The following is a 19,815-nucleotide window of genomic DNA, read 5'->3' as shown; positions in this document are numbered from 1 at the left end:
AGTCGGAGATGACCTGTGGCTAGGGGTGAAAGGCCAATCAAATCAGGAAATAGCTGGTTCTCCGCGAAAGCTATTTAGGTAGCGCGTCGCGTATTGCCGCGGGGGGTAGAGCACTGGATGGGCTAGGGGGGCGCGAGCCTTACCAAACCTAACCAAACTCCGAATACCCGTGAGCAGAGCGCGGCAGACAGACGGTGGGTGCTAAGGTCCATCGTCGAGAGGGAAACAGCCCAGACCGCCAGCTAAGGTCCCCAAATCACGGCTAAGTGGGAAAGGATGTGGGAAGGCCATGACAACCAGGAGGTTGGCTTAGAAGCAGCCATCCTTTAAAGAAAGCGTAATAGCTCACTGGTCTAGTTAAGCCGGCCTGCGCCGAAAATGTATCGGGGCTCAAGCCGTGTACCGAAGCTGCGGATGTGATCTTTGATCACGTGGTAGCGGAGCGTTCCGTAAGCCTGCGAAGGGTGTCCGTGAGGCCGCCTGGAGGTATCGGAAGTGAGAATGCTGACATGAGTAGCGACAAACAGTGTGAGAAACACTGTCGCCGAAAGTCCAAGGGTTCCTGCGCAAGGTTAATCCACGCAGGGTGAGCCGGCCCCTAAGGCGAGGCCGAAAGGCGTAGTCGATGGGAACCACGTTAATATTCGTGGGCCTGGCGGAGGTGACGGATGGGAAAGCGTGTACGATCTTATCGGATTGATCGTGCTGTGGACCTGTTCCAGGAAACAGCCCCGCCATACAGACCGTACCCCAAACCGACACAGGTGGACTGGTAGAGTATACCCAGGCGCTTGAGAGAATGGTGTTGAAGGAACTCGGCAAATTGCCCTCGTAACTTCGGAAGAAGAGGGCCCCGTTTTGGCGCAAGCCAAGGCGGGGGGCACAGACCAGGGGGTAGCGACTGTTTACTAAAAACACAGGGCTCTGCGAAGCCACACAAGGCGACGTATAGGGTCTGACGCCTGCCCGGTGCCGGAAGGTTAAGAGGAGAGGTGCAAGCCTTGAATTGAAGCCCCGGTAAACGGCGGCCGTAACTATAACGGTCCTAAGGTAGCGAAATTCCTTGTCGGGTAAGTTCCGACCTGCACGAATGGCGTAACGACTTCCCCGCTGTCTCCAACACCAACTCAGCGAAATTGAACTCTCCGTGAAGATGCGGAGTTCCCGCGGTCAGACGGAAAGACCCCGTGCACCTTTACTACAGCTTTGCAGTGGTGCTAGGGACTTCATGTGTAGGATAGGTGGGAGGCTTGGAAGCCTGGGCGCCAGCCCGGGTGGAGCCAACCTTGAAATACCACCCTTGAAGTCTCTGGCATCTAACCGTGGCCCGTGATCCGGGTCCGGGACCCTGCATGGCGGGTAGTTTGACTGGGGCGGTCGCCTCCCAAAGTGTAACGGAGGCGCGCGATGGTGGGCTCAGAGCGGTCGGAAATCGCTCGTCGAGTGCAATGGCATAAGCCCGCCTGACTGCAAGACTGACAAGTCGAGCAGAGACGAAAGTCGGCCATAGTGATCCGGTGGCTCCACGTGGACGGGCCATCGCTCAACGGATAAAAGGTACGCCGGGGATAACAGGCTGATGACTCCCAAGAGTCCATATCGACGGAGTCGTTTGGCACCTCGATGTCGGCTCATCACATCCTGGGGCTGGAGCAGGTCCCAAGGGTTCGGCTGTTCGCCGATTAAAGTGGTACGTGAGCTGGGTTTAGAACGTCGTGAGACAGTTCGGTCCCTATCTGCCGTGGGTGTCGGAGTTTTGCGAGGATCTGTCCCTAGTACGAGAGGACCGGGATGGACATACCTCTGGTGCACCGGTTGTCACGCCAGTGGCATGGCCGGGTAGCTAAGTATGGACGGGATAACCGCTGAAAGCATCTAAGCGGGAAACCCACCTCTAAACCAGAGCTCCCTTGAGAGCCGTGACAGACCATCACGTCGATAGGAGGCATGTGGAAGGGCGGCGACGCCTGAAGCTAAGCCTTACTAATCGCTCGATCGGCTTGATCCCAACCCCACACAACCGCGCCATGCGCAGCAGCAAGTCTGCTTGACGCAAAAAAAGCCGGTTCGATACATCCTCATCCTCACTTGCACGTTCAAGCATATGCCTTGTTGGAAGGAGCGTCGGTCTTGTGCCTCGGTGACCTGGTGGTCATGGCGAGGTGTCAAACACCCGATCCCATCCCGAACTCGGCCGTGAAAAGCCTCCGCGCCAATGGTACTGCGTCTTAAGACGTGGGAGAGTAGGTCGCCGCCAGGTCGCTCAGGCACAAGAGACAATCTCTCCAAAAACAAGCCGCTTGCATCTTCACACTCCATCATCCAATAACGAGAGACATCCGCGGGGTGGAGCAGCCCGGTAGCTCGTCAGGCTCATAACCTGAAGGCCGCAGGTTCAAATCCTGCCCCCGCAACCAACGACAGTTGACAGCCCGCCTCCCACGAGGCGGGCTGTCGGCGTTTCGGGTCCGCCTCGGCGCATGCCTCCAGGATCGTACGCATCCGGTGAGTGACGCGGGTGCGGATCGAAACGTTCAGCGTGCTGCTCGGTGGATTTGGAGTAAGCGTCGTCTGGCGACTGCGGCGGAATTGGGTTGACGGCTCCGCTTCCGTTCACCCGTGGTCGGGAATCGTGAGGTTCCAGGGCAGGAGATCGGCGATTCGGTTGATCGGGTGATCCGCGATGCGGTCGAGCACATGTCGCAGGTAGGCCGTAAGCGTCGTCTGAGTGCTGCCTTGCGGGAGGAGTGTGCCGCGTGCTGAAAGCTGGACGTCGGCGGCACCGGTGGGTGTGGCTGGCTTGGCATCGTGGCAAGCAGCGTGGTTTGCACTGTGGCAGTCCAACGTATCGAGGTCATCACCGGCGCCGGCGGGCGGCGCACCTACTCGGCCGAGGAGAAGATCCGCTTGGTCGGCGAGGCCCACGGCGGGCGCGGCGCCGTCGTCGCGGTGGCCCGCCGCCACGGCGTGTGCACCAGCCTGATCTACCGCTGGCGCCGACAGTTCAAGAGCGGAGAACTGTCTGCCGCGGCGCCCTCCTTCGTGCCGGTTCATGTGTTGGAGGGGCCGCCGTCCGCCGGCCTGCTCTCTCCCACCAAGACGCCGTCGGCGCCGGAGCCGGTACCCTCAGCCGAGCGCCGTGCCGCCCTGGTCGAGGTGGTTCTCGCCAACGGCCGCGTGCTGCGCATCGCCGAGGATATCGCCCCGGCCACGCTGCGCCGACTGGTCGGCGCGTTGGATTCGCCATGATCTCGGTTCCCGCCGGGGTGCGGGTCTATCTGGCGATGGGCGCCACCGACATGCGCAAGGGCATGGACGGGTTGGCCATGCTCGCCCAGCAGGTCCTTCAGCAGGACCCGTTCGCCGGCCATTTGTTTGTTTTCCGGGGTCGGCAAGGTCATCTGGTAAAGGTTCTTTACTGGGATGGCCAGGGCTTCTGCCTGTTCATCAAGCGCCTGGAGAAGGGGCGCTTCGTGTGACCGATCAGCCGCGAGGGCGTGGCGGTGCTCACTCCGGCCCAGTTGGCGATGCTCATCGAGGGCATGGATTGGCGCGCCCCGCAGCGCACATGGCGCCCGGAGATGGCGGGGTGAGTCCCGGCCGCCACGCCCGCCGATGATCGGCGCCGGGGTGGTGATCGCTCCTCCTCCGGGAGCCGCCGATCGGGTAGACTCCGGCCATGCCCGCTACCGCCGAGCCGCTGCCCACCGACATTGAGACGCTGCGCGCGATCATCGCGGCGCAGGCCGCGGAGTTGGCGGCCGAGCGTCGGTGTCGTGAGGCCAGCGAGGCCGAATTGGCCGCCGCCAAGGCCGGCCTGGTGGCCAAAGCGCTGGAGGTGGAGAAGCTCAAGATCCAGTTGGCTCGGCTGCGGCGCATGCAATTCGGGCGTTCCTCCGAGAAGATCGACCGCGAGATCGACCAGCTCGAACTGGCGCTGGAGGATCTGGAGGCTGCCGCGGCGGCCGAAGGGATGCCGGCCGATCCCGCCGAGCCGCGGGCGCCCTCGGCGGAGAGCCGTGCCCAAGCCGGCCGGCGCAAGCTGCCGGAGCATCTGCCGCGCACCGAGATCGTGCACGCCCCGTTTGAGGCCTGCCCCTCCTGCGGCGGCGCCCTGCGTTGCGTATTTCGGCGAATTCGCCCAGGCGTTTCGGTTGAAAGCGCCCACCGTTTCGGCGAAAGCGCCCACCCGAATTGCAAGCTGGTGGGAGCCGGGGCCGAACCCTGGATTTACGTTATGAAGGTTGTGGGTTTGGTTGCCAAGCACCGGCCTTAGGTGTCGGGGGTTTCGCTGGCGGCATCGGCCTTGGTGCGGCGCATGGAGTCGCCATGCAGGTCGATGCGGTAGGCCCGATGCACGAGGCGGTCGAGGATGGCGTCGGCGTAGGTGGCATCGCCGATGAGCCGATGCCAGTTGGCCACGGGAACTTGGGTGGCCAGCATGGTTGCGGCCCGGTCGTGGCGGTCATCGATCACCTCCATCAGGTCCAGGCGCTGAGGCGCGGTCAGCTCGGTCATCGCCCAGTCATCCAGGATCAGCAGGTCGAGCCGGGCGATCCGTCGCAGCAGCCGGGCGAGCGAACCGTCCAGGCGGGCGGTGGCCAGATCGTCCAGCAGGCGGGTCAGCCGGGTGTAGAGTACGCTGTGGCCTTCCCGCGCCGCCTGGTTGCCGAGTGCACAGGCCAGCCAGGTCTTGCCGATCCCGGTCGGGCCGGTGATCAGAACCGGCCGGTTCTCCTTCACCCAGCGCCCGGTGGCCAGCTCGCGCACAACACCGCGATCGAGCCCACGCGGGGTGCGCAGGTCGAGGTCCTCCAGGCAGGCCGTCTGGCGCAGCCGGGCACGTTTCAGTCGGCTGGCGAGTGCGGTGTTGGCGCGCTCTGCCGCTTCCCGCTCGATCAGCGTGCCCAACTGCTCGTCGAAGGCCAGTTGGCCGCGATCGGGCAGGCGTTCCAGCGCCTCCAACCCCTTGGCCATGCCGTACAGCCGCAACTGGCGCAGCCGCTCGTGGTTGACGTGCTTCATCATCGTATCTCCGTCAGTGATAGTAGGAAGGGCCGCGCAGATTGGTGTGCTCGCCGGCACCGGCCGCGTCCGCCGTTGTGGCCGGGGGAGCGGTCAACCAGCGCTGGACGTAGCGGTAGGATCCGACGTTGGCCTCCAGCGCCGCCTGGCAGGCTTGCTCCAGCCGGCTGGTGCCGTGGGTGGCCGCCAAGCGGATCAGGCCGATCCCGGCCCGCACCGCCTGTTCGGGGTGATCGGCGCCGGCCAGGATGCGTTCGAACAGCAGCGCGGCGGCCGGGCCGATGGCGGCCAGTTCGGTCTGGATGGCATCGGGGGTGAAGCGGGCGACGGCCCGGTGGTTGGCGGGGCGATGGGCGTCCAGCGTCACGGTGGCGCCGTCCTGCCGGCGGACATGGCAGGCCATCCGCTTGCCGCGCAGGAAGACGCTGATCACGCCGGCGGTGCTGTGCACGTCGACCGTCTTGCCGATCAGCGTGTGGGGCACCGAGTAGACGCCGCCGTCGAGAGCGAGATGATAGTCGGGCGGGACCTTGTGGCGCGCCCAGGTGCCCGGCACGAAGCGGTCCGGCGGCAAGGGGCGCAGGGTCGGCTGCTCCTCGGCGGCGAACAGGCCGGCGCGCGTGTCCTGCGGCCGGCGGCTCAAGGGAGCGGCATTGAGGGTGGCCAGCTTGTCGCGCAAGGCCGCGTTGGCGGCGTCCAGCGTGGCGAAGGGCGTATCGCGCAGCGGGGCCAGCACCCGCCGCTCGACCTGCTGCACGCCGTTCTCGGCGCTGGGCTTGTCGCGCGGGCGCCGCACCCGGGCCGGCAGGACGGCGGTGCGGTAGTGCCGGGCGAGATCGTGATAAGCCGGGTTGATCGCCGGATCGTAGAAGGAGGCGTGGCTGACGCCGACCTTGAGGTTATCCGGCACCAGCTTGCCCGGCACGCCGCCCAGATGTTCGAACAGCCGGGCGTGGGAGGCCAGCCACTCCTCCGCCTGCTGGGTCCAGGTCGCCTCGGCATAGACGTAGCCCGAATACGGCAGGCAGGCGACAAACACCTGGGCCTGCCGCGCCTCAGCGCCGAGCCCGACGGTCAGCGTCATCCCAGCGTAATCAACCTCGATCGCCGCCCCCGGCCGATGTTCCCGGCGCAGACGCGGCTCGGCATGAGCACCCTGCCATGCCCGGAAATGCTGGACGAATTGGGTGTAGCGATAGCCGCCGGGATGGACCTCCAGGTATTCCTCCCACAGCAGCCGCAGCGTTACGCCACGGCGGCCGAGTTCCCGGCTGATGTGCCGCCAGTCGGGCACCGGGCGCGCCGACGTGACCGGAGGCGGGAACAGCCGCTCCTCCAGCTCGACGTCCGTCCAGCCCAGCACATCCGCGTACTGCAGCCCGGAGGCCCGTAGCCGCTCCAGGTAATCGCGCACGGTGCTGCGCGGCAGCCGGCAGGCATCGGCAATCTGCCGTTGGCTGGCGCCAAACTCATCCCGCAGACGAAGGACTTCTCTGATCCGCCGCATGTCCGACCTCGCTCGGGGCATCCCGATCCTCCTTGGCCTGTGCCGTGGAAAGATCATGGGGATGCCAAAGGCTGGTTCGGACCCCGATACCACCACTCCTACGGGTGGGCGAATTCACCGAAACGGCTGGGCGCTTTCACCGTTCTGCCCGGGCGCTTTCCGCCGTTCCCGCTGGGTGCTTTCCGCCGAAATATGCACCCTGCGTCCGGTGGGCGAGGATGTCCGCGAGGTTCTGGACTACATCCCGGCGCGTTTCACCGTGATCCGCCACGTCCGCCCGGCGCTGTCGTGCCGGTGCTGCGAGGGCATGGTGCAGGCGCCGATGCCGTCGCTGCCCATCGAGCGCGGCCTGCCCTCGGCCGGGCTGCTGGCGCATGTGCTGATCGCCAAATATTGCGATCACCTGCCGCTCTATCGGCAATCGGCCATCTACGCCCGCGAAGGCGTGGAATTGGAACGCTCGCTGCTGGCTGATACCAAAGCCGTTAAATTTTGACCTGTAAGGCCCACGGGTAACCGCATGTGGAGCGGATGCGGCCGGGTTCGGCGAGGATGCGGTTCCAGACGCGACAGCAGACGTCGAGGATGGCGTTGAGGTCGGTGAAGAGCCGGTGGGACAGCAGGGTGTCGCGCATGACCTGCCAGAGCCTTTCGATGGCGTTGAGTTCCGGGCTGTAGGGCGGGAGCGGCACGAGGGTGATGTTGGCCGGCACGGCGAGATCGCCGCTGGTGTGCCATCCCGCCCCGTCGATCACCACGGCGGCATGGGCGCCGGGGGTGACGGTGCGGCTGATCTCCTCCAGCATGAGGTTCATCGCCTCGGTGTTGGCGCGCGTCATGACGATGGCGGCTCCGGTGTCGCGCTCAGGACAGACCGCGCCGAAGAGATAGGCCGACTTGAAACGATGATCGCGCACGGCGCGCGGCCGGCTGCCGCGCGGCGCCCAGCGCCGGGTCAGGGTGCCTTTCTGGCCGATGCGGGCCTCGTCCTGGAACCAGACCTCCACGGCGCTCGCCTCGGGGTGGTCCTCTCCGATGGCGGCGAGGCGTTCGGCGAAGTTTTTTTAAACGCCTCCTGGGCCGGTGCGTCGGCCTTGGGATGGATCGGGCGCGGCGTCAGGAAGGACAGCTTCATGCGGTGCAAGCGGTCCTGCATGCCGGTGCGGCTGTAGTCCGCCCCGAAATGCCGCAGGGCCAAGTCGCGGATGTGGCGAACCCGGTACTCGACGACGCCGTCCCGTTCGACCTCGGGGCCGGCGGCGATCAGGTCAGCCAATTCCGGCTCCAGGGCGTCGGCGAGCAGCGGCGGCCGGCCGCAGCGCGCCCGATCCCGCAAGCCGTCCACCCCTTCGGCGTTGTAGCGCACGACCCAGTCGCGCAGCGCTTGCCGGTCCATGCCGGCTTGCCGCGCCGCTTCCGCCCGGCTGACGCCGTCCAGCGCCATGGCGATCGCCAGCAGGCGCCGGCACACCCGCCCATCGCTCTCGCCGCGGGCGAGGCGGCGCAGGTCTTCCGAGCTCAGGTCGGGGCGGATCGGCAGGGCGGACATGGCTGTGCTTCGCTCAATGGTGAGACCTGGCACAGGGAATCACTACCGGCGCTGAACCGCAAGCCACAGACCCGGCGAGTCAGAAGTTTCCGGCTCTGGTATGACTGGGTCGGCAAGGCGGCGGCGCTGATGGCGCCGCTGGCCGAGGCCATTGGCCGGCACGTGCTGGCCGGTTCGGTTCTACACGCGGACGACACGCCGGTGCCGGTGCTCGATCCCGGGCGTGGCACGACCAAGACGGGGCGACTGTGGGTCTATCTGCGCGATGAACGCCCGCACGCCGGACAAGGGCCGCCGGCGGTGCTGTACCGCTATACCCCCGACCGCAAAGGCGAACATCCGCAACGGGAGCTGGCTGGCTTCCGTGGGCACCTGCATGCCGACGGCTATGGCGGGTTCGATGCTCTGTACGAAGCCAAGGGCGGCAAACCGGCCGCTGTCGCCGAAGTGGCCTGTATGGCTCACGTGCGCCGGAAATTCTTCGACGAGCACACCGAAACCGGCTCGCCCCTGGCCGCCGACGCGCTGAAACGGATCGGCAGGCTGTTTGACATCGAACGCCCCCTGACCGGCCAGCCCGCCGAGGACCGCCGCCGGATTCGCCAAGCGGAAGCCCGGCCCGTTCTCGATGAACTGGCCACCTTCCTCGACGCCGCCTTGGTGCGCATCCCCGGCAAGGGCGACCTGGCCAAGGCGATCCGCTACGCCCGCTCGCGCTGGACGGCACTGACGCGCTACGTGGACGACGGCCGGCTGGAGAACTCCAACAACGCCGCCGAACGAGCGATCAGGCCGCTGGCCATCGGAAGACGCAACTGGATGTTCGCCGGTTCCGACGCCGGCGGGGAGCGTGCCGCGGCGATTTATACCATCGTGGAATCCGCCAAACTCAACGGCCTCGATCCCCAGGCCTACCTGCGACATGTGCTCGACCGCATCGCGGATCACCCGATCAACCGAATCGCCGATCTCCTGCCCTGGAACCTCACGATTCCCGACCACGGGTGAACGGAAGCGGAGCCGTCAACCCAATTCCGCCGCAGTCGCCAGACGACGCTTACGGCGGAAACGCCCAGGCCTCATTGAAGCCTCCATTGAACACCGAGACCCCGGCCCGACAGCCGGGCCCTTCCTGGGCGGAAACGCCCAGGCCTCATTGAAGCATGACGCCGTAATACTGGGCCATCTTCGCGCCCAGCACTCCCTTCCTGGGCGGAAACGCCCAGGCCTCATTGAAGCGTCATGGATGCAGTCCAAACGGTACGGGTGGAGACGGCCCTTCCTGGGCGGAAACGCCCAGGCCTCATTGAAGCAGGACGCGGCGGATCGTGGATGCGGACTCGCAAGAATCCCTTCCTGGGCGGAAACGCCCAGGCCTCATTGAAGCACCACGAAGGGGCCGTCGATCAGCGCCAGCGGCAGATCGGCCCCTTCCTGGGCGGAAACGCCCAGGCCTCATTGAAGCGCCGGCCGACCTCGGCCGCTTCCTGCGCGCCTGCGGCCTCCCTTCCTGGGCGGAAACGCCCAGGCCTCATTGAAGCAAGACCCCGGCCGATGGCGCGGTGATCGCCGCGGTGCCCTTCCTGGGCGGAAACGCCCAGGCCTCATTGAAGCGCTGCGGTGATCTCTGGGGTGTCGGTCACTGCTTCCCCTTCCTGGGCGGAAACGCCCAGGCCTCATTGAAGCTGCGTGATCTCCTGCTGCTGGATGACCAGCGCCTCATCGCCCCCTTCCTGGGCGGAAACGCCCAGGCCTCATTGAAGCGCAGCGGCTACCATCAGACCATCGTCGCCTCACCCCCTTCCTGGGCGGAAACGCCCAGGCCTCATTGAAGCAGCCGACAGTTCCGCCGTGGTCTGACGCTCTGCGGCAACCCTTCCTGGGCGGAAACGCCCAGGCCTCATTGAAGCCACGCATCCTTCGGCCGCCGCAGCGTCGGACGAAGCCCGCCCTTCCTGGGCGGAAACGCCCAGGCCTCATTGAAGCGGGAACTACGGGCGGCGGCACCACCGCTGGTGTCGGAGAGCCCTTCCTGGGCGGAAACGCCCAGGCCTCATTGAAGCGGCTCGCCCGTGGCATAGGGATGTTCCGGGCCGGGCGCGCCCTTCCTGGGCGGAAACGCCCAGGCCTCATTGAAGCCGTTTAATATTTTTAGCGGTGGCAGCCGCACAGCATGGCCCTTCCTGGGCGGAAACGCCCAGGCCTCATTGAAGCAACCTGCGGGCGCTTGCGTGGCGCAGGCTGCCAACCGGCCCTTCCTGGGCGGAAACGCCCAGGCCTCATTGAAGCGCCGAGGACACGCACTGACCGTCGCGTCGCCCGTCGCCCTTCCTGGGCGGAAACGCCCAGGCCTCATTGAAGCAATGACGTGACATATCCTGACAACCAAGCGCCATATACGTCCCTTCCTGGGCGGAAACGCCCAGGCCTCATTGAAGCAACCACCTGGGGGCGGTGGCCACCTTCGCCCTGTCCTTCCCTTCCTGGGCGGAAACGCCTAGGCCTCATTGAAGCGCCTCATTCCAGAAGCCGCCACGGCCAGCGACATCGAAGCCCTTCCTGGGCGGAAACGCCCAGGCCTCATTGAAGCGAGGCCAACCGCTGGTCTGTGCTTCGCCAACGGGAGCGGCTTGGGCCCCTTCCTGGGCGGAAACGCCCAGGCCTCATTGAAGCGGTGGTCGGATCCGTCGTAAGCGTCGTCTGGCGACTGCGGCGGAATTGGGTTGACGGCTCCGCTTCCGTTCACCCGTGGTCGGGAATCGTGAGGTTCCAGGGCAGGAGATCGGCGATTCGGTTGATCGGGTGATCCGCGATGCGGTCGAGCACATGTCGCAGGTAGGCCTGGGGATCGAGGCCGTTGAGTTTGGCGGATTCCACGATGGTATAAATCGCCGCGGCACGCTCCCCGCCGGCGTCGGAACCGGCGAACATCCAGTTGCGTCTTCCGATGGCCAGCGGCCTGATCGCTCGTTCGGCGGCGTTGTTGGAGTTCTCCAGCCGGCCGTCGTCCACGTAGCGCGTCAGTGCCGTCCAGCGCGAGCGGGCGTAGCGGATCGCCTTGGCCAGGTCGCCCTTGCCGGGGATGCGCACCAAGGCGGCGTCGAGGAAGGTGGCCAGTTCATCGAGAACGGGCCGGGCTTCCGCTTGGCGAATCCGGCGGCGGTCCTCGGCGGGCTGGCCGGTCAGGGGGCGTTCGATGTCAAACAGCCTGCCGATCCGTTTCAGCGCGTCGGCGGCCAGGGGCGAGCCGGTTTCGGTGTGCTCGTCGAAGAATTTCCGGCGCACGTGAGCCATACAGGCCACTTCGGCGACAGCGGCCGGTTTGCCGCCCTTGGCTTCGTACAGAGCATCGAACCCGCCATAGCCGTCGGCATGCAGGTGCCCACGGAAGCCAGCCAGCTCCCGTTGCGGATGTTCGCCTTTGCGGTCGGGGGTATAGCGGTACAGCACCGCCGGCGGCCCTTGTCCGGCGTGCGGGCGTTCATCGCGCAGATAGACCCACAGTCGCCCCGTCTTGGTCGTGCCACGCCCGGGATCGAGCACCGGCACCGGCGTGTCGTCCGCGTGTAGAACCGAACCGGCCAGCACGTGCCGGCCAATGGCCTCGGCCAGCGGCGCCATCAGCGCCGCCGCCTTGCCGACCCAGTCGGCCAGCAGCGAGCGTTCCAATTCCACGCCTTCGCGGGCGTAGATGGCCGATTGCCGATAGAGCGGCAGGTGATCGCAATATTTGGCGATCAGCACATGCGCCAGCAGCCCGGCCGAGGGCAGGCCGCGCTCGATGGGCAGCGACGGCATCGGCGCCTGCACCATGCCCTCGCAGCACCGGCACGACAGCGCCGGGCGGACGTGGCGGATCACGGTGAAACGCGCCGGGATGTAGTCCAGAACCTCGCGGACATCCTCGCCCACCGGACGCAGGGCGCCGCCGCAGGAGGGGCAGGCCTCAAACGGGGCGTGCACGATCTCGGTGCGCGGCAGATGCTCCGGCAGCTTGCGCCGGCCGGCTTGGGCACGGCTCTCCGCCGAGGGCGCCCGCGGCTCGGCGGGATCGGCCGGCATCCCTTCGGCCGCCGCGGCAGCCTCCAGATCCTCCAGCGCCAGTTCGAGCTGGTCGATCTCGCGGTCGATCTTCTCGGAGGAACGCCCGAATTGCATGCGCCGCAGCCGAGCCAACTGGATCTTGAGCTTCTCCACCTCCAGCGCTTTGGCCACCAGGCCGGCCTTGGCGGCGGCCAATTCGGCCTCGCTGGCCTCACGACACCGACGCTCGGCCGCCAACTCCGCGGCCTGCGCCGCGATGATCGCGCGCAGCGTCTCAATGTCGGTGGGCAGCGGCTCGGCGGTAGCGGGCATGGCCGGAGTCTACCCGATCGGCGGCTCCCGGAGGAGGAGCGATCACCACCCCGGCGCCGATCATCGGCGGGCGTGGCGGCCGGGACTCACCCCGCCATCTCCGGGCGCCATGTGCGCTGCGGGGCGCGCCAATCCATGCCCTCGATGAGCATCGCCAACTGGGCCGGAGTGAGCACCGCCACGCCCTCGCGGCTGATCGGCCACACGAAGCGCCCCTTCTCCAGGCGCTTGGTGAACAGGCAGAAGCCCTGGCCATCCCAGTAAAGAACCTTCACCAGATGACCAAATCGCGTGACATAGTGCATCCCTCCTTTCACAATCCTGGCAGCGGCATCGTCTCATCTCTTTGATAATCAATGAGGTTCTTGGGGCGCCGCGCCTTAATCTCGTTCACGCCCGTTCGCACGGCGTCCGTGTCCAAGGCTGCCACGGGAATGTGCCACGGGGCCGATGAGACAAGCTGCGTTGCCGGCAGGATCCCACGCTGAATAAGGCGGTGTACGGAGGGAATCGAGATGCCGAGCCGCTTCGCTGCCTTGTCGGCCGTCAGCGTCTCGGGACGGGGTACAGTCGGGTCGAAATCGGAAAGGCCAAGTCGCTCCCGCAACAACCGAACCTTCACGGTCGTCCAGGTCTCTCCGTTATCGCTTCGGCACTTCATGCGGTTCAACGTGACGGAGATCTCATGATCCGGCCAATGCCCGGACAGCTTGCGCACGACCTCCACCGCTCCTGGATGTGCTTTGTTCGCTCGACGCCCGGTCCTGGCCCGTGGGACACGCAGTTCGGTGTGTCGGCCACCTACCCAGTGGATCCGCAGCACCGCCTCGTGCGCTGTGTCGTCGAGGTCGATCACCACCTCCTCCACGAGTAGCCGGGTCAGACGTTGCCGAGTTCGCGTGTCCGCTGTCGGTGCATTCCAGGCCGCCGACAGATCGTGAGCCAACCCCAGAAGAGCCGCCCTGTTCACCCTTGGGCGCGCCGATGAGCGCGCCTCGGCCTCGGCAATCCGACGTTCGATCTGCGCCACCCGTTCCAGAGCCGTATTCCAGCGCGCTTCCAGTTCTCTCACAACATGGCGCTTTTCCGGCTCCACGAGGTCGTACCGGCGAGCCGCCAACGAGGCATCATAGCGGGCCGCCTCCAACTCGCGCTCCAGCGCTGCCCGCTCTTCCGCCCCCGCCGCAGCCGCCTGGTCGGCGGCAAGCAGGGCAGCCTCCACCGCTCTGGTAGAGACGGCTTCCAGCATCTGCGCCACGACCGCCCGGTCGACACGAATACCGCCGATGCCGATGCACAGACCGACACCGACATGGGCATCGTCACCTCGGCATTGGTACCGGTGGGCATGCCCCGACTGCATGCCGTAGAAGACCCGCATCTTGCGACCGCAGTGCCCGCACCGGACCAGCCCGGTCAACAGAGCACGGCCACCACGGCCAGCTTTGCGGGCGGCACGCTTCTGCATGTGGGCATTTTCCTCGAGCATGCGCTGATGCTCCTCGAACTCGGCCCAGGTGATGTAGCCCTCGTGGTTGTCGCGCAGCAGGGTATTCCAGTCGGTGCGCTCTCGTTTATGCCCGCTCGTCTTCCGAGCCCGACCCTCGACAACGCGAGTCCGATTACCCCGTCGGCCGAACACGTAGGCGCCGGCATAGATCGGGTTCTGCAGGACCTGGATCACCGTGTGGTAGGCCGGCGGCTGCCAAAGGATTTTGCAGGCGATGAGGTTGCGCCGCACGACGGGGAGTGACAGCTCGGCGGCGCGCGCCCAGAGAAAAACTTGGCGGGCGCTGCCCAGTTCGCGGAACTTGCTGAACAGCATCCGGATCGCGCCGGCAACGCGCGCGTCAGGATCGATTTCGATCCGTCCGGCCTCGTTCCAGCAGTAGCCGGGCGGTAGCGTGAACCGCAGTTCGCCCCTACGGGCTTTTCCGTCTCGGGCTTCGATGCCGCGTTGACGCAGCAGGCTGAGTTCGTACTCCGACATTGTTCCCTTCAGGCCGAGCAGAAGGCGGTCGTTCAGCAGCCTTGGATCATAGACCTCATCTGGGTCGACGACCAACGCCCCAGCCAGAGCACAAAGGTCAATGAGGTGGTGCCAATCCCGGCCGTTGCGGGCCAGCCGCGATGCCTCGATGCAAGAGACGGCACCGACGGTGCCGGCGCAGACCGCCGCCACCAGCTTCTGAAAGCCAGGACGGCATTCGAGGCCGGAACCGGAGCGGCCAAGGTCCTCATCGATGATCATGACATCGACGAACCCAGCCGCCCGTGCGGCATCAGCCAAGTCATACTGTCGGCGACGGCTTTCCGTGTGGTTGATCAATTGACCAGGTGTGGATTGGCGAACATAGATCGCGGCACCGCGGCCCAGATGATCAACGGTGATCTTGGTGCTCATGGGCCTCCTCCCTGTTCTCCATGTCGAGATGGGCGCCCACAGCTTCCAAGAGGAGATCCGCCAGTACTTGCACGACTTCGTCCGGAACGGCGATGTCCTGAAGCGGAACAGAGAGAGCGAGCGAGAGTTGGGACGTCGGCCGCGGTCGTCTGGTCATCGGCAACCTCCTCCGTGGGTGAGTTGTCCGATGCTGCGCCGTCGCCGATCGAGTCCCGCAGATCCGAGAGAACTGCCGCCAATGCGCTAAGGGCTGCGACTGTGGTCTGCGGCGGACACAATGCCGCCATATCAAGGCAGTAGGCCGCGTCGCACATCCAGGCCGGCAATTCCCGGGCGGTATCAGGGCGTTCCTCGAGCCACAGGACGGAGTGACCACCACGTACTGTCCGGCTCACCACCCTCAATGTCTTCCCGTACAGCGGGTGCCACGGATACTCCACGCGAGCCGACTCGAAACTGTATGCTGAATGACGCTCAATCCCCGCGGCGTCCGCGGAAGAGGAAGAGATGGCCGCTGTGCGGGTCCTGGGCGAAGCGTTCCTGCACCAGCAACGCCAAGCTCGCCCAGCCCTTGCGCATGTCGGTGTGTCCGGTGGCCAGCCACACCCGCACCCCGCTCGGCACCGGGATCATGCCAGGGCTCCGACGACGGCCGCCGCCAGGGCCGGATCGACCGCCCCTTCCAGACGCAGGCGTGCCCCGCTGGGCAGGATGACCTCGACGACCGCCGGGCGCGTGGCCGGCGTCGCCGAAAGCGGCAATGGCTCAGAGGGGGCCACGACCGGCGGTTCCGTGACGCTCGGCTCCGGCGTGATGGTCACCGCGACGAAGCTGGACGGTTCGGCCACGGACGTCCCGCCGACCTTCATCAGGTCCCGCCAGCGATATAGCAGGCTTTCGTGCACGCCCAACCGACGGGCCGCCTCCGTCACCACCACGCCGGGCCGAAACGCCTCCTCCACCATCCGCACCTTCTCCGCCGGCGTGTAGCTCCGCCGCCGTTCCCGGCCCGTCAAAACCTCGACCCGCTGATAAGCCATGACGTTTGCAACTCGTTTGCGTCCGCGCGATGACGCGCAACGCAAAACTCAAACGTCAGACCCTGTTTTGCCAAGGCGGCTCTCACCGGAGGCGTACGGCCTACCTGCGACATGTGCTCGACCGCATCGCGGATCACCCGATCAACCGAATCGCCGATCTCCTGCCCTGGAACCTCACGATTCCCGACCACGGGTGAACGGAAGCGGAGCCGTCAACCCAATTCCGCCGCAGTCGCCAGACGACGCTTACGAGGAAAGTGTGGCGGCAGTTGCGGCGGGAGGGCTTCGACGTGGCGCGCTGCACGGTGGCTCGCCTGATGCGTCCATGGGCTTGAAGGGGGCGATGCGCGGCAAGGCGGTGCGCACCACGATCAGCGACAAGGCGGCATCTTGCCCGCTCGACCGGGTGAACCGCCAGTTCCAGGCTTCTCGTCCGAATGCCTTGTGGGTGGCCGATTTCACCTACGTTGCCACATGGCAGGGCTTCGTCTACGTCGCCTTCGTCATCGACACCTTCGCCCGCCGCATCGTGGGCTGGCGGGTGTCGCGCACCGCCCACGCCGACTTCGTCCTGGATGCTTTGGAGCAGGCTCTGCATGACCGCCGGCCGACCAAGGGCAGCGGCCTCGTCCATCATTCCGATCGTGGATCGCAATATCTCGCCATTCGGTACACCGAACGCCTCACCGAAGCCGGCGTCGAGCCCTCCGTCGGCAGCATCGGCGATTCCTATGACAACGCTTTGGCCGAGACCATCAACGGCCTTTACAAGACCGAGGTGATCCGCCGCCGCGGGCCGTGGCGCACCCTGGAGGCTGTCGAGTTCGCTACCCTGGAATGGGTGGACTGGTTCAACCACCGACGCCTCCTCGAACCCATCGGCAACATTCCTCCCGCCGAGGCCGAAGCACGCTATTATGCCCAAAACGAGGACGTCCCTATGGCGGCGTGACTCAACCAAACCGGCCTCCGGGAAAACCGGCGCGGTTCACTTCGCGGATGGCGGCTACGCTGGACCCAAACTGGAAACCGCTTTGGCCCAGATCGGGACATGGACCCTGGAGATCGTCAAGCGGTCCGACGCCGCCAAAGGCTTTGAACTGCTGCCCCGGCGCTGGGTCGTCGAGCGCACCATCGCCTGGCTTAACCGCAATCGGCGCCTCGCCAAGGACTTCGAGGCCACCGTCGAGAGTGCCGTCGCCTGGATCTTCATCGCAAGCGTCAAACTGCTCTCAAGACGGGTGGCCAGGACATAGACACAGCTATGACGATTCCGAGTCCGACTCTCAGCTCCGCCATCCGGCCTACCGGAAGCCCGAATGCTGGCCAAGGCCCCGAACGAGGTCTGGTCCTGGGACATCACCAAGCTGATGGGGCCGATGAAATGGTCCTATTACTACCTCTACGTGATCCTCGATATCTTCAGCCGCCGGGTGGTCGGCTGGTGCGTCGCCGATGCCGAGAGCGCCACCCTGTTCAAGACGCTGTTCGAGGAGACGCTGGCCAAGAACGCCGTCCCACCCGGCCAGTTGACCCTGCGCGCCGATCGTGGAGGCCCGATGAAGGCCAAGGCGACCGCTCTCCTGCTCGCCGACCTCGGCGTCACCAAATCGCACAGCCGACCCAACACCTCCAACGACAACCCATTCTCGGAGGCCCATTTCAAGACCCTGAAATATCAGCCGCAATTCCCCAAGCGCTTCGGCTCCATCGAGGATGCCAGGACCTTCTGCCGGGACTTCTTCACCTGGTACAACCGGGATCACCACCATGCCGGCATCGGCCTGATGACCCCAGACCAAGTCCATTACGGCCAAGCCGACGCCGTCCATGCCGCCCGCCAGCAAACCCTCGACCGTGCCTTTCGCCGCACACCGGAGCGTTTCGTTCGCAAAGCGCCTCAACCACCCGCAAAGCCAATCGAAGTCTGGATCAATCCGCCGCAAAAGCCGGAGAGCATCCAAGCCTAACAGGACGCGGAAAAAGGCTCGTGTATGGCGTCCTTGCCTCTGCGGAGGCTCGAAATTTGGGCCTTTTGCACCCGCTTTGGTCGAAATCAGCGGGTGCACCCCCGGCCTGGAGCGCCCAAGGCCGCCTTTTGGGCGGACTCCGGGCGTGATTATGCCGCCGCCAGTAGCTTTGGCAGGCGGATCAGGTTGTAGGCGGCGGCGGTCAGGGTGAACATCCAGCCGACACGGGCCGTGCCGCGATGGCGGGTCTTGCGTAGCCCGGCCCCTTTGATCCAGCCGAACACCTCCTCGATGCGCTTGCGGATTCGTAGGCTGACTGCATAGCCGGGGTGGCGGGTGGTTCGGCCGTCGATGGCCGAGCGGCGGTTGCGGGTGTTCTGGGCGACGTGCGGGGCGGCGCCCAACTCGCGCATGTTCGCCACGAAATCCTTGGTGTCGTAGGCCTTGTCGGCGCCCACCGTGATGCGGTGGCGGCCGGGGATGGCCTCGACCATGGACACCGCCGCCTCGCGCTCGGCCAAGCCGGTCGCCGCGGTGAGCCGGACATTGACCACCAGGGCGTTCCGGTTCTCCATCAACGCATGACCCATGAAGGCCAGCTTCGCCGGCTGCCCGTTGCCCTTGCGGTACAGCCGCGCCTCGGGGTCGCTGGTCGAGGCATGGGTCTCGTTGGACCGCTTCTCGCCGTGAAAGTCGCGTTCGCCGTTGCGTCCCGGCCCCGGCGGCTCACCGCTGCCATCTTTGGGCCGGAAGCTCTTCACGCTGGCCCAGGCTTCGATCAGCGTCCCGTCCACCGAGAAGTGCTCGTCCGACAGCAGCGCTTTCACCTTCGGCTGGCCCAGCACGGTGGCCAGGAACTTGGCCGCCACATCCCCGGCCAGCAGACGCTCCCGGTTCTTGGTGAACACCGTCACGTCCCACACCGGAGCGTCCATCGACAAGCCGACGAACCAGCGGAACAGCAGGTTATAGTCGAGCTGTTCCATCAGCTGGCGTTCCGAGCGCACCGAGTAGAAGGCCTGGAGCAGCAGCGCCCGCAGCAGCTTTTCCGGCGGGATCGACGGCCGGCCGATCTTGGAGTACAGCCCCTCGAACGCCGGTGACATCACCTCCAGCGCTTCGTCCACGATGGCCCGGATCGGCCGCAATGGATGGGTCGCCGGAACCCGTGCCTCGCAGCTCACGTAGCTGAAAAGACCTTCGCTGCGTTCGTCCGAGCCCCGCATCATTCCCTCAACGGTCGCCTTTGCCCTCACTGGAGGGAATCACGACACGACAGCCGTGCACAGCCCTTTTTCCGCGGCCTGCTAATTCATAACTCGGGCTGTCTCACAGTCGTTGACACGTTCCGCACCCGATCAGCGTCGACGGAAACCCGGTCGACGACAAGGCCGGCTGGGAGCAACGAAAGCAGTGATTTGGACAAGGAAACCGGAACTCTGGAGGGAAAAGTGTTCCCTCTATGTGCTCATCCTCGCGTCGATCTGCACCGAGAATGCGGATGGGCCAAACTTCATTCGGCCTTTACAGGTGGAGACGCCGCGCAGATAGAGCACCGGCAGCAGCGCGTCCAGGCTCTTGGTCCGCCGCGCCCAGCGGGGCAGGATCGCCGAGGTGAAGCGGACCCGCTCGCCAGCCTCGGCGCCGCCACGGTCGCGCACCTTGGCGCGACGGACCGGCACTGGACCGATGCCGGTCTGGATCGTCCATTCAGGACCATGGCCGTGCCGCACGACCCGCTCGCGGCCGTCCGGCAACGTGACGGCCTTCATGGAGGCCAGAAAGCTTTCCACCTCCGCCTCGATCGTCTGCTCCAGCAGCCGGCGGGCACCAGCCCGTAAGATGGCGGTCAGCGGGTCGTCGATCTCCTCCGGCTGACGCAGCCAAACAACCTTGCTATTCTCATCCATGGCGTATCGCTGCCTCGTGGAGGTTCGGGCAGGTTTCGTCACCAACCTCGATAC

10 protein-coding genes, 1 tRNA gene, 2 rRNA genes, 10 pseudogenes and 1 CRISPR repeat array (1 of these 24 only partly in view) are annotated in these 19,815 nt (G+C 65.8%); of the genes and pseudogenes, 12 read left to right on the top strand and 11 right to left on the bottom strand.

Annotated elements, in window-relative coordinates; genetic code table 11:
- The 3 genes from AZL_RS14910 to AZL_RS14900 all read left to right on the top strand — a co-directional run.
- Nucleotides 1-2,008: ribosomal RNA gene (locus AZL_RS14910) — 23S ribosomal RNA — on the top strand (it extends 737 nt beyond the left edge of the window).
- A 136-nt stretch (nucleotides 2,009-2,144) separates the two neighbouring features.
- Nucleotides 2,145-2,260: ribosomal RNA gene (rrf, locus tag AZL_RS14905) — 5S ribosomal RNA — on the top strand.
- 80 nt (nucleotides 2,261-2,340) lie between these two features.
- A tRNA-Met gene (locus AZL_RS14900) sits at nucleotides 2,341-2,417 on the top strand.
- A 196-nt stretch (nucleotides 2,418-2,613) separates the two neighbouring features.
- On the opposite strand, the pseudogene AZL_RS37630 reads toward AZL_RS14900, so the two are convergent.
- A pseudogene (locus AZL_RS37630) lies at nucleotides 2,614-2,712 on the bottom strand (transposase domain-containing protein); the annotation flags it as partial.
- Between the two features lie 120 nt (nucleotides 2,713-2,832).
- Here AZL_RS37630 and AZL_RS14895 point away from each other — a divergent pair.
- The 3 genes and pseudogenes from AZL_RS14895 to AZL_RS14885 form a co-directional block, all read left to right on the top strand.
- Complete coding sequence (locus tag AZL_RS14895) at nucleotides 2,833-3,249, top strand: IS66-like element accessory protein TnpA (RefSeq protein ID WP_042443270.1); 417 nt, start codon at nucleotides 2,833-2,835, stop codon at nucleotides 3,247-3,249.
- Nucleotides 3,246-3,593, top strand: a pseudogene (tnpB, locus tag AZL_RS14890) (IS66 family insertion sequence element accessory protein TnpB). Before AZL_RS14895 ends, tnpB (AZL_RS14890) begins: the two are co-directional and overlap by 4 nt.
- An 86-nt stretch (nucleotides 3,594-3,679) precedes the next feature.
- Nucleotides 3,680-4,141 (top strand): annotated as a pseudogene (locus tag AZL_RS14885) (transposase); the annotation flags it as partial.
- 131 nt (nucleotides 4,142-4,272) lie between these two features.
- Here the strand turns inward: AZL_RS14885 and istB are convergent.
- Complete coding sequence (gene istB / locus AZL_RS14880) at nucleotides 4,273-5,028, bottom strand: IS21-like element ISAzs2 family helper ATPase IstB (protein WP_012972684.1); 756 nt, start codon at nucleotides 5,026-5,028, stop codon at nucleotides 4,273-4,275.
- Nucleotides 5,029-5,038: 10 nt separating this feature from the next.
- Nucleotides 5,039-6,553, bottom strand: a complete 1,515-nt coding sequence (gene istA, locus AZL_RS14875) for an IS21-like element ISAzs2 family transposase (protein ID WP_012973785.1) — start codon at nucleotides 6,551-6,553, stop codon at nucleotides 5,039-5,041.
- Nucleotides 6,554-6,731: 178 nt separating this feature from the next.
- On the opposite strand from istA, the pseudogene AZL_RS14870 reads away from it, so the two are divergent.
- Nucleotides 6,732-7,007: pseudogene (locus tag AZL_RS14870) on the top strand (IS66 family transposase zinc-finger binding domain-containing protein); the annotation flags it as partial.
- A 10-nt stretch (nucleotides 7,008-7,017) separates the two neighbouring features.
- Here AZL_RS14870 and AZL_RS34315 read toward each other — a convergent pair.
- Nucleotides 7,018-8,114, bottom strand: a protein-coding gene (locus AZL_RS34315) for an IS630-like element ISAzs14 family transposase (protein ID WP_148219284.1) whose coding sequence is annotated in 2 segments (ribosomal slippage) — nucleotides 7,018-7,598 and nucleotides 7,598-8,114 — 1,098 coding nt in all. Because the reading frame shifts where the segments join, the coding sequence is not laid out codon by codon here.
- A gap of 69 nt (nucleotides 8,115-8,183) precedes the next feature.
- Here AZL_RS34315 and AZL_RS14855 point away from each other — a divergent pair.
- A pseudogene (locus tag AZL_RS14855) lies at nucleotides 8,184-9,089 on the top strand (IS66-like element ISAzs18 family transposase); the annotation flags it as partial.
- Nucleotides 9,090-9,133: 44 nt separating this feature from the next.
- Nucleotides 9,134-10,754: direct repeats of the CRISPR family, unit length 37 nt; unit sequence CCCTTCCTGGGCGGAAACGCCCAGGCCTCATTGAAGC.
- A 69-nt stretch (nucleotides 10,755-10,823) separates the two neighbouring features.
- On the opposite strand, the gene AZL_RS14850 reads toward AZL_RS14855, so the two are convergent.
- From AZL_RS14850 to AZL_RS14830, 5 genes are all read right to left on the bottom strand, one after another.
- Entirely contained in the window at nucleotides 10,824-12,437 is a 1,614-nt protein-coding gene (locus AZL_RS14850; RefSeq protein ID WP_012975330.1) for an IS66-like element ISAzs18 family transposase, read from the bottom strand.
- Between the two features lie 86 nt (nucleotides 12,438-12,523).
- Nucleotides 12,524-12,742: an IS66 family insertion sequence element accessory protein TnpB gene (gene tnpB / locus AZL_RS14845; protein WP_052293678.1), complete on the bottom strand. Its 219-nt coding sequence runs from the start codon at nucleotides 12,740-12,742 to the stop codon at nucleotides 12,524-12,526.
- Nucleotides 12,743-12,750: 8 nt separating this feature from the next.
- Nucleotides 12,751-14,841, bottom strand: coding sequence for a recombinase family protein (locus tag AZL_RS34310; RefSeq protein WP_012975328.1), 2,091 nt, complete (start codon nucleotides 14,839-14,841; stop codon nucleotides 12,751-12,753).
- Between the two features lie 474 nt (nucleotides 14,842-15,315).
- Nucleotides 15,316-15,474 carry an IS66 family insertion sequence element accessory protein TnpB gene (gene tnpB / locus AZL_RS34300; RefSeq protein ID WP_012975327.1) on the bottom strand — a complete coding sequence of 53 codons (159 nt, stop codon included), beginning with the start codon at nucleotides 15,472-15,474 and terminating at the stop codon, nucleotides 15,316-15,318.
- Nucleotides 15,471-15,881 (bottom strand): IS66-like element accessory protein TnpA, encoded by a 411-nt coding sequence (locus AZL_RS14830; protein ID WP_012975326.1) that lies wholly within the window; start codon nucleotides 15,879-15,881, stop codon nucleotides 15,471-15,473. The genes tnpB (AZL_RS34300) and AZL_RS14830 overlap by 4 nt, the downstream gene beginning before the upstream one ends.
- Nucleotides 15,882-15,979: 98 nt before the next feature.
- On the opposite strand from AZL_RS14830, the pseudogene AZL_RS37625 reads away from it, so the two are divergent.
- The 4 pseudogenes from AZL_RS37625 to AZL_RS14815 all read left to right on the top strand — a co-directional run.
- A pseudogene (locus AZL_RS37625) lies at nucleotides 15,980-16,078 on the top strand (transposase domain-containing protein); the annotation flags it as partial.
- 54 nt (nucleotides 16,079-16,132) lie between these two features.
- Nucleotides 16,133-16,833 (top strand): annotated as a pseudogene (locus AZL_RS14825) (IS3-like element ISAzs24 family transposase); the annotation flags it as partial.
- 40 nt (nucleotides 16,834-16,873) lie between these two features.
- Nucleotides 16,874-17,137: pseudogene (locus AZL_RS14820) on the top strand (transposase); the annotation flags it as partial.
- 19 nt (nucleotides 17,138-17,156) lie between these two features.
- Nucleotides 17,157-17,851 (top strand): annotated as a pseudogene (locus AZL_RS14815) (transposase); the annotation flags it as partial.
- 149 nt (nucleotides 17,852-18,000) lie between these two features.
- Here the strand turns inward: AZL_RS14815 and AZL_RS14810 are convergent.
- Both AZL_RS14810 and AZL_RS14805 read right to left on the bottom strand, forming a co-directional pair.
- Nucleotides 18,001-19,077, bottom strand: a complete 1,077-nt coding sequence (locus tag AZL_RS14810; protein WP_012973766.1) for an IS5-like element ISAzs10 family transposase — start codon at nucleotides 19,075-19,077, stop codon at nucleotides 18,001-18,003.
- A gap of 303 nt (nucleotides 19,078-19,380) precedes the next feature.
- A pseudogene (locus AZL_RS14805) lies at nucleotides 19,381-19,761 on the bottom strand (IS256 family transposase); the annotation flags it as partial.
- Between the last annotated feature and the right edge of the window lie 54 nt (nucleotides 19,762-19,815).

This window comes from Azospirillum sp. B510 (assembly GCF_000010725.1).
GTDB classification, from domain to species: domain Bacteria; phylum Pseudomonadota; class Alphaproteobacteria; order Azospirillales; family Azospirillaceae; genus Azospirillum; species Azospirillum lipoferum_B.
Note: the sequence above shows the minus strand (reverse complement) of the source record. Positions and strands in the feature narration are given on the sequence as shown.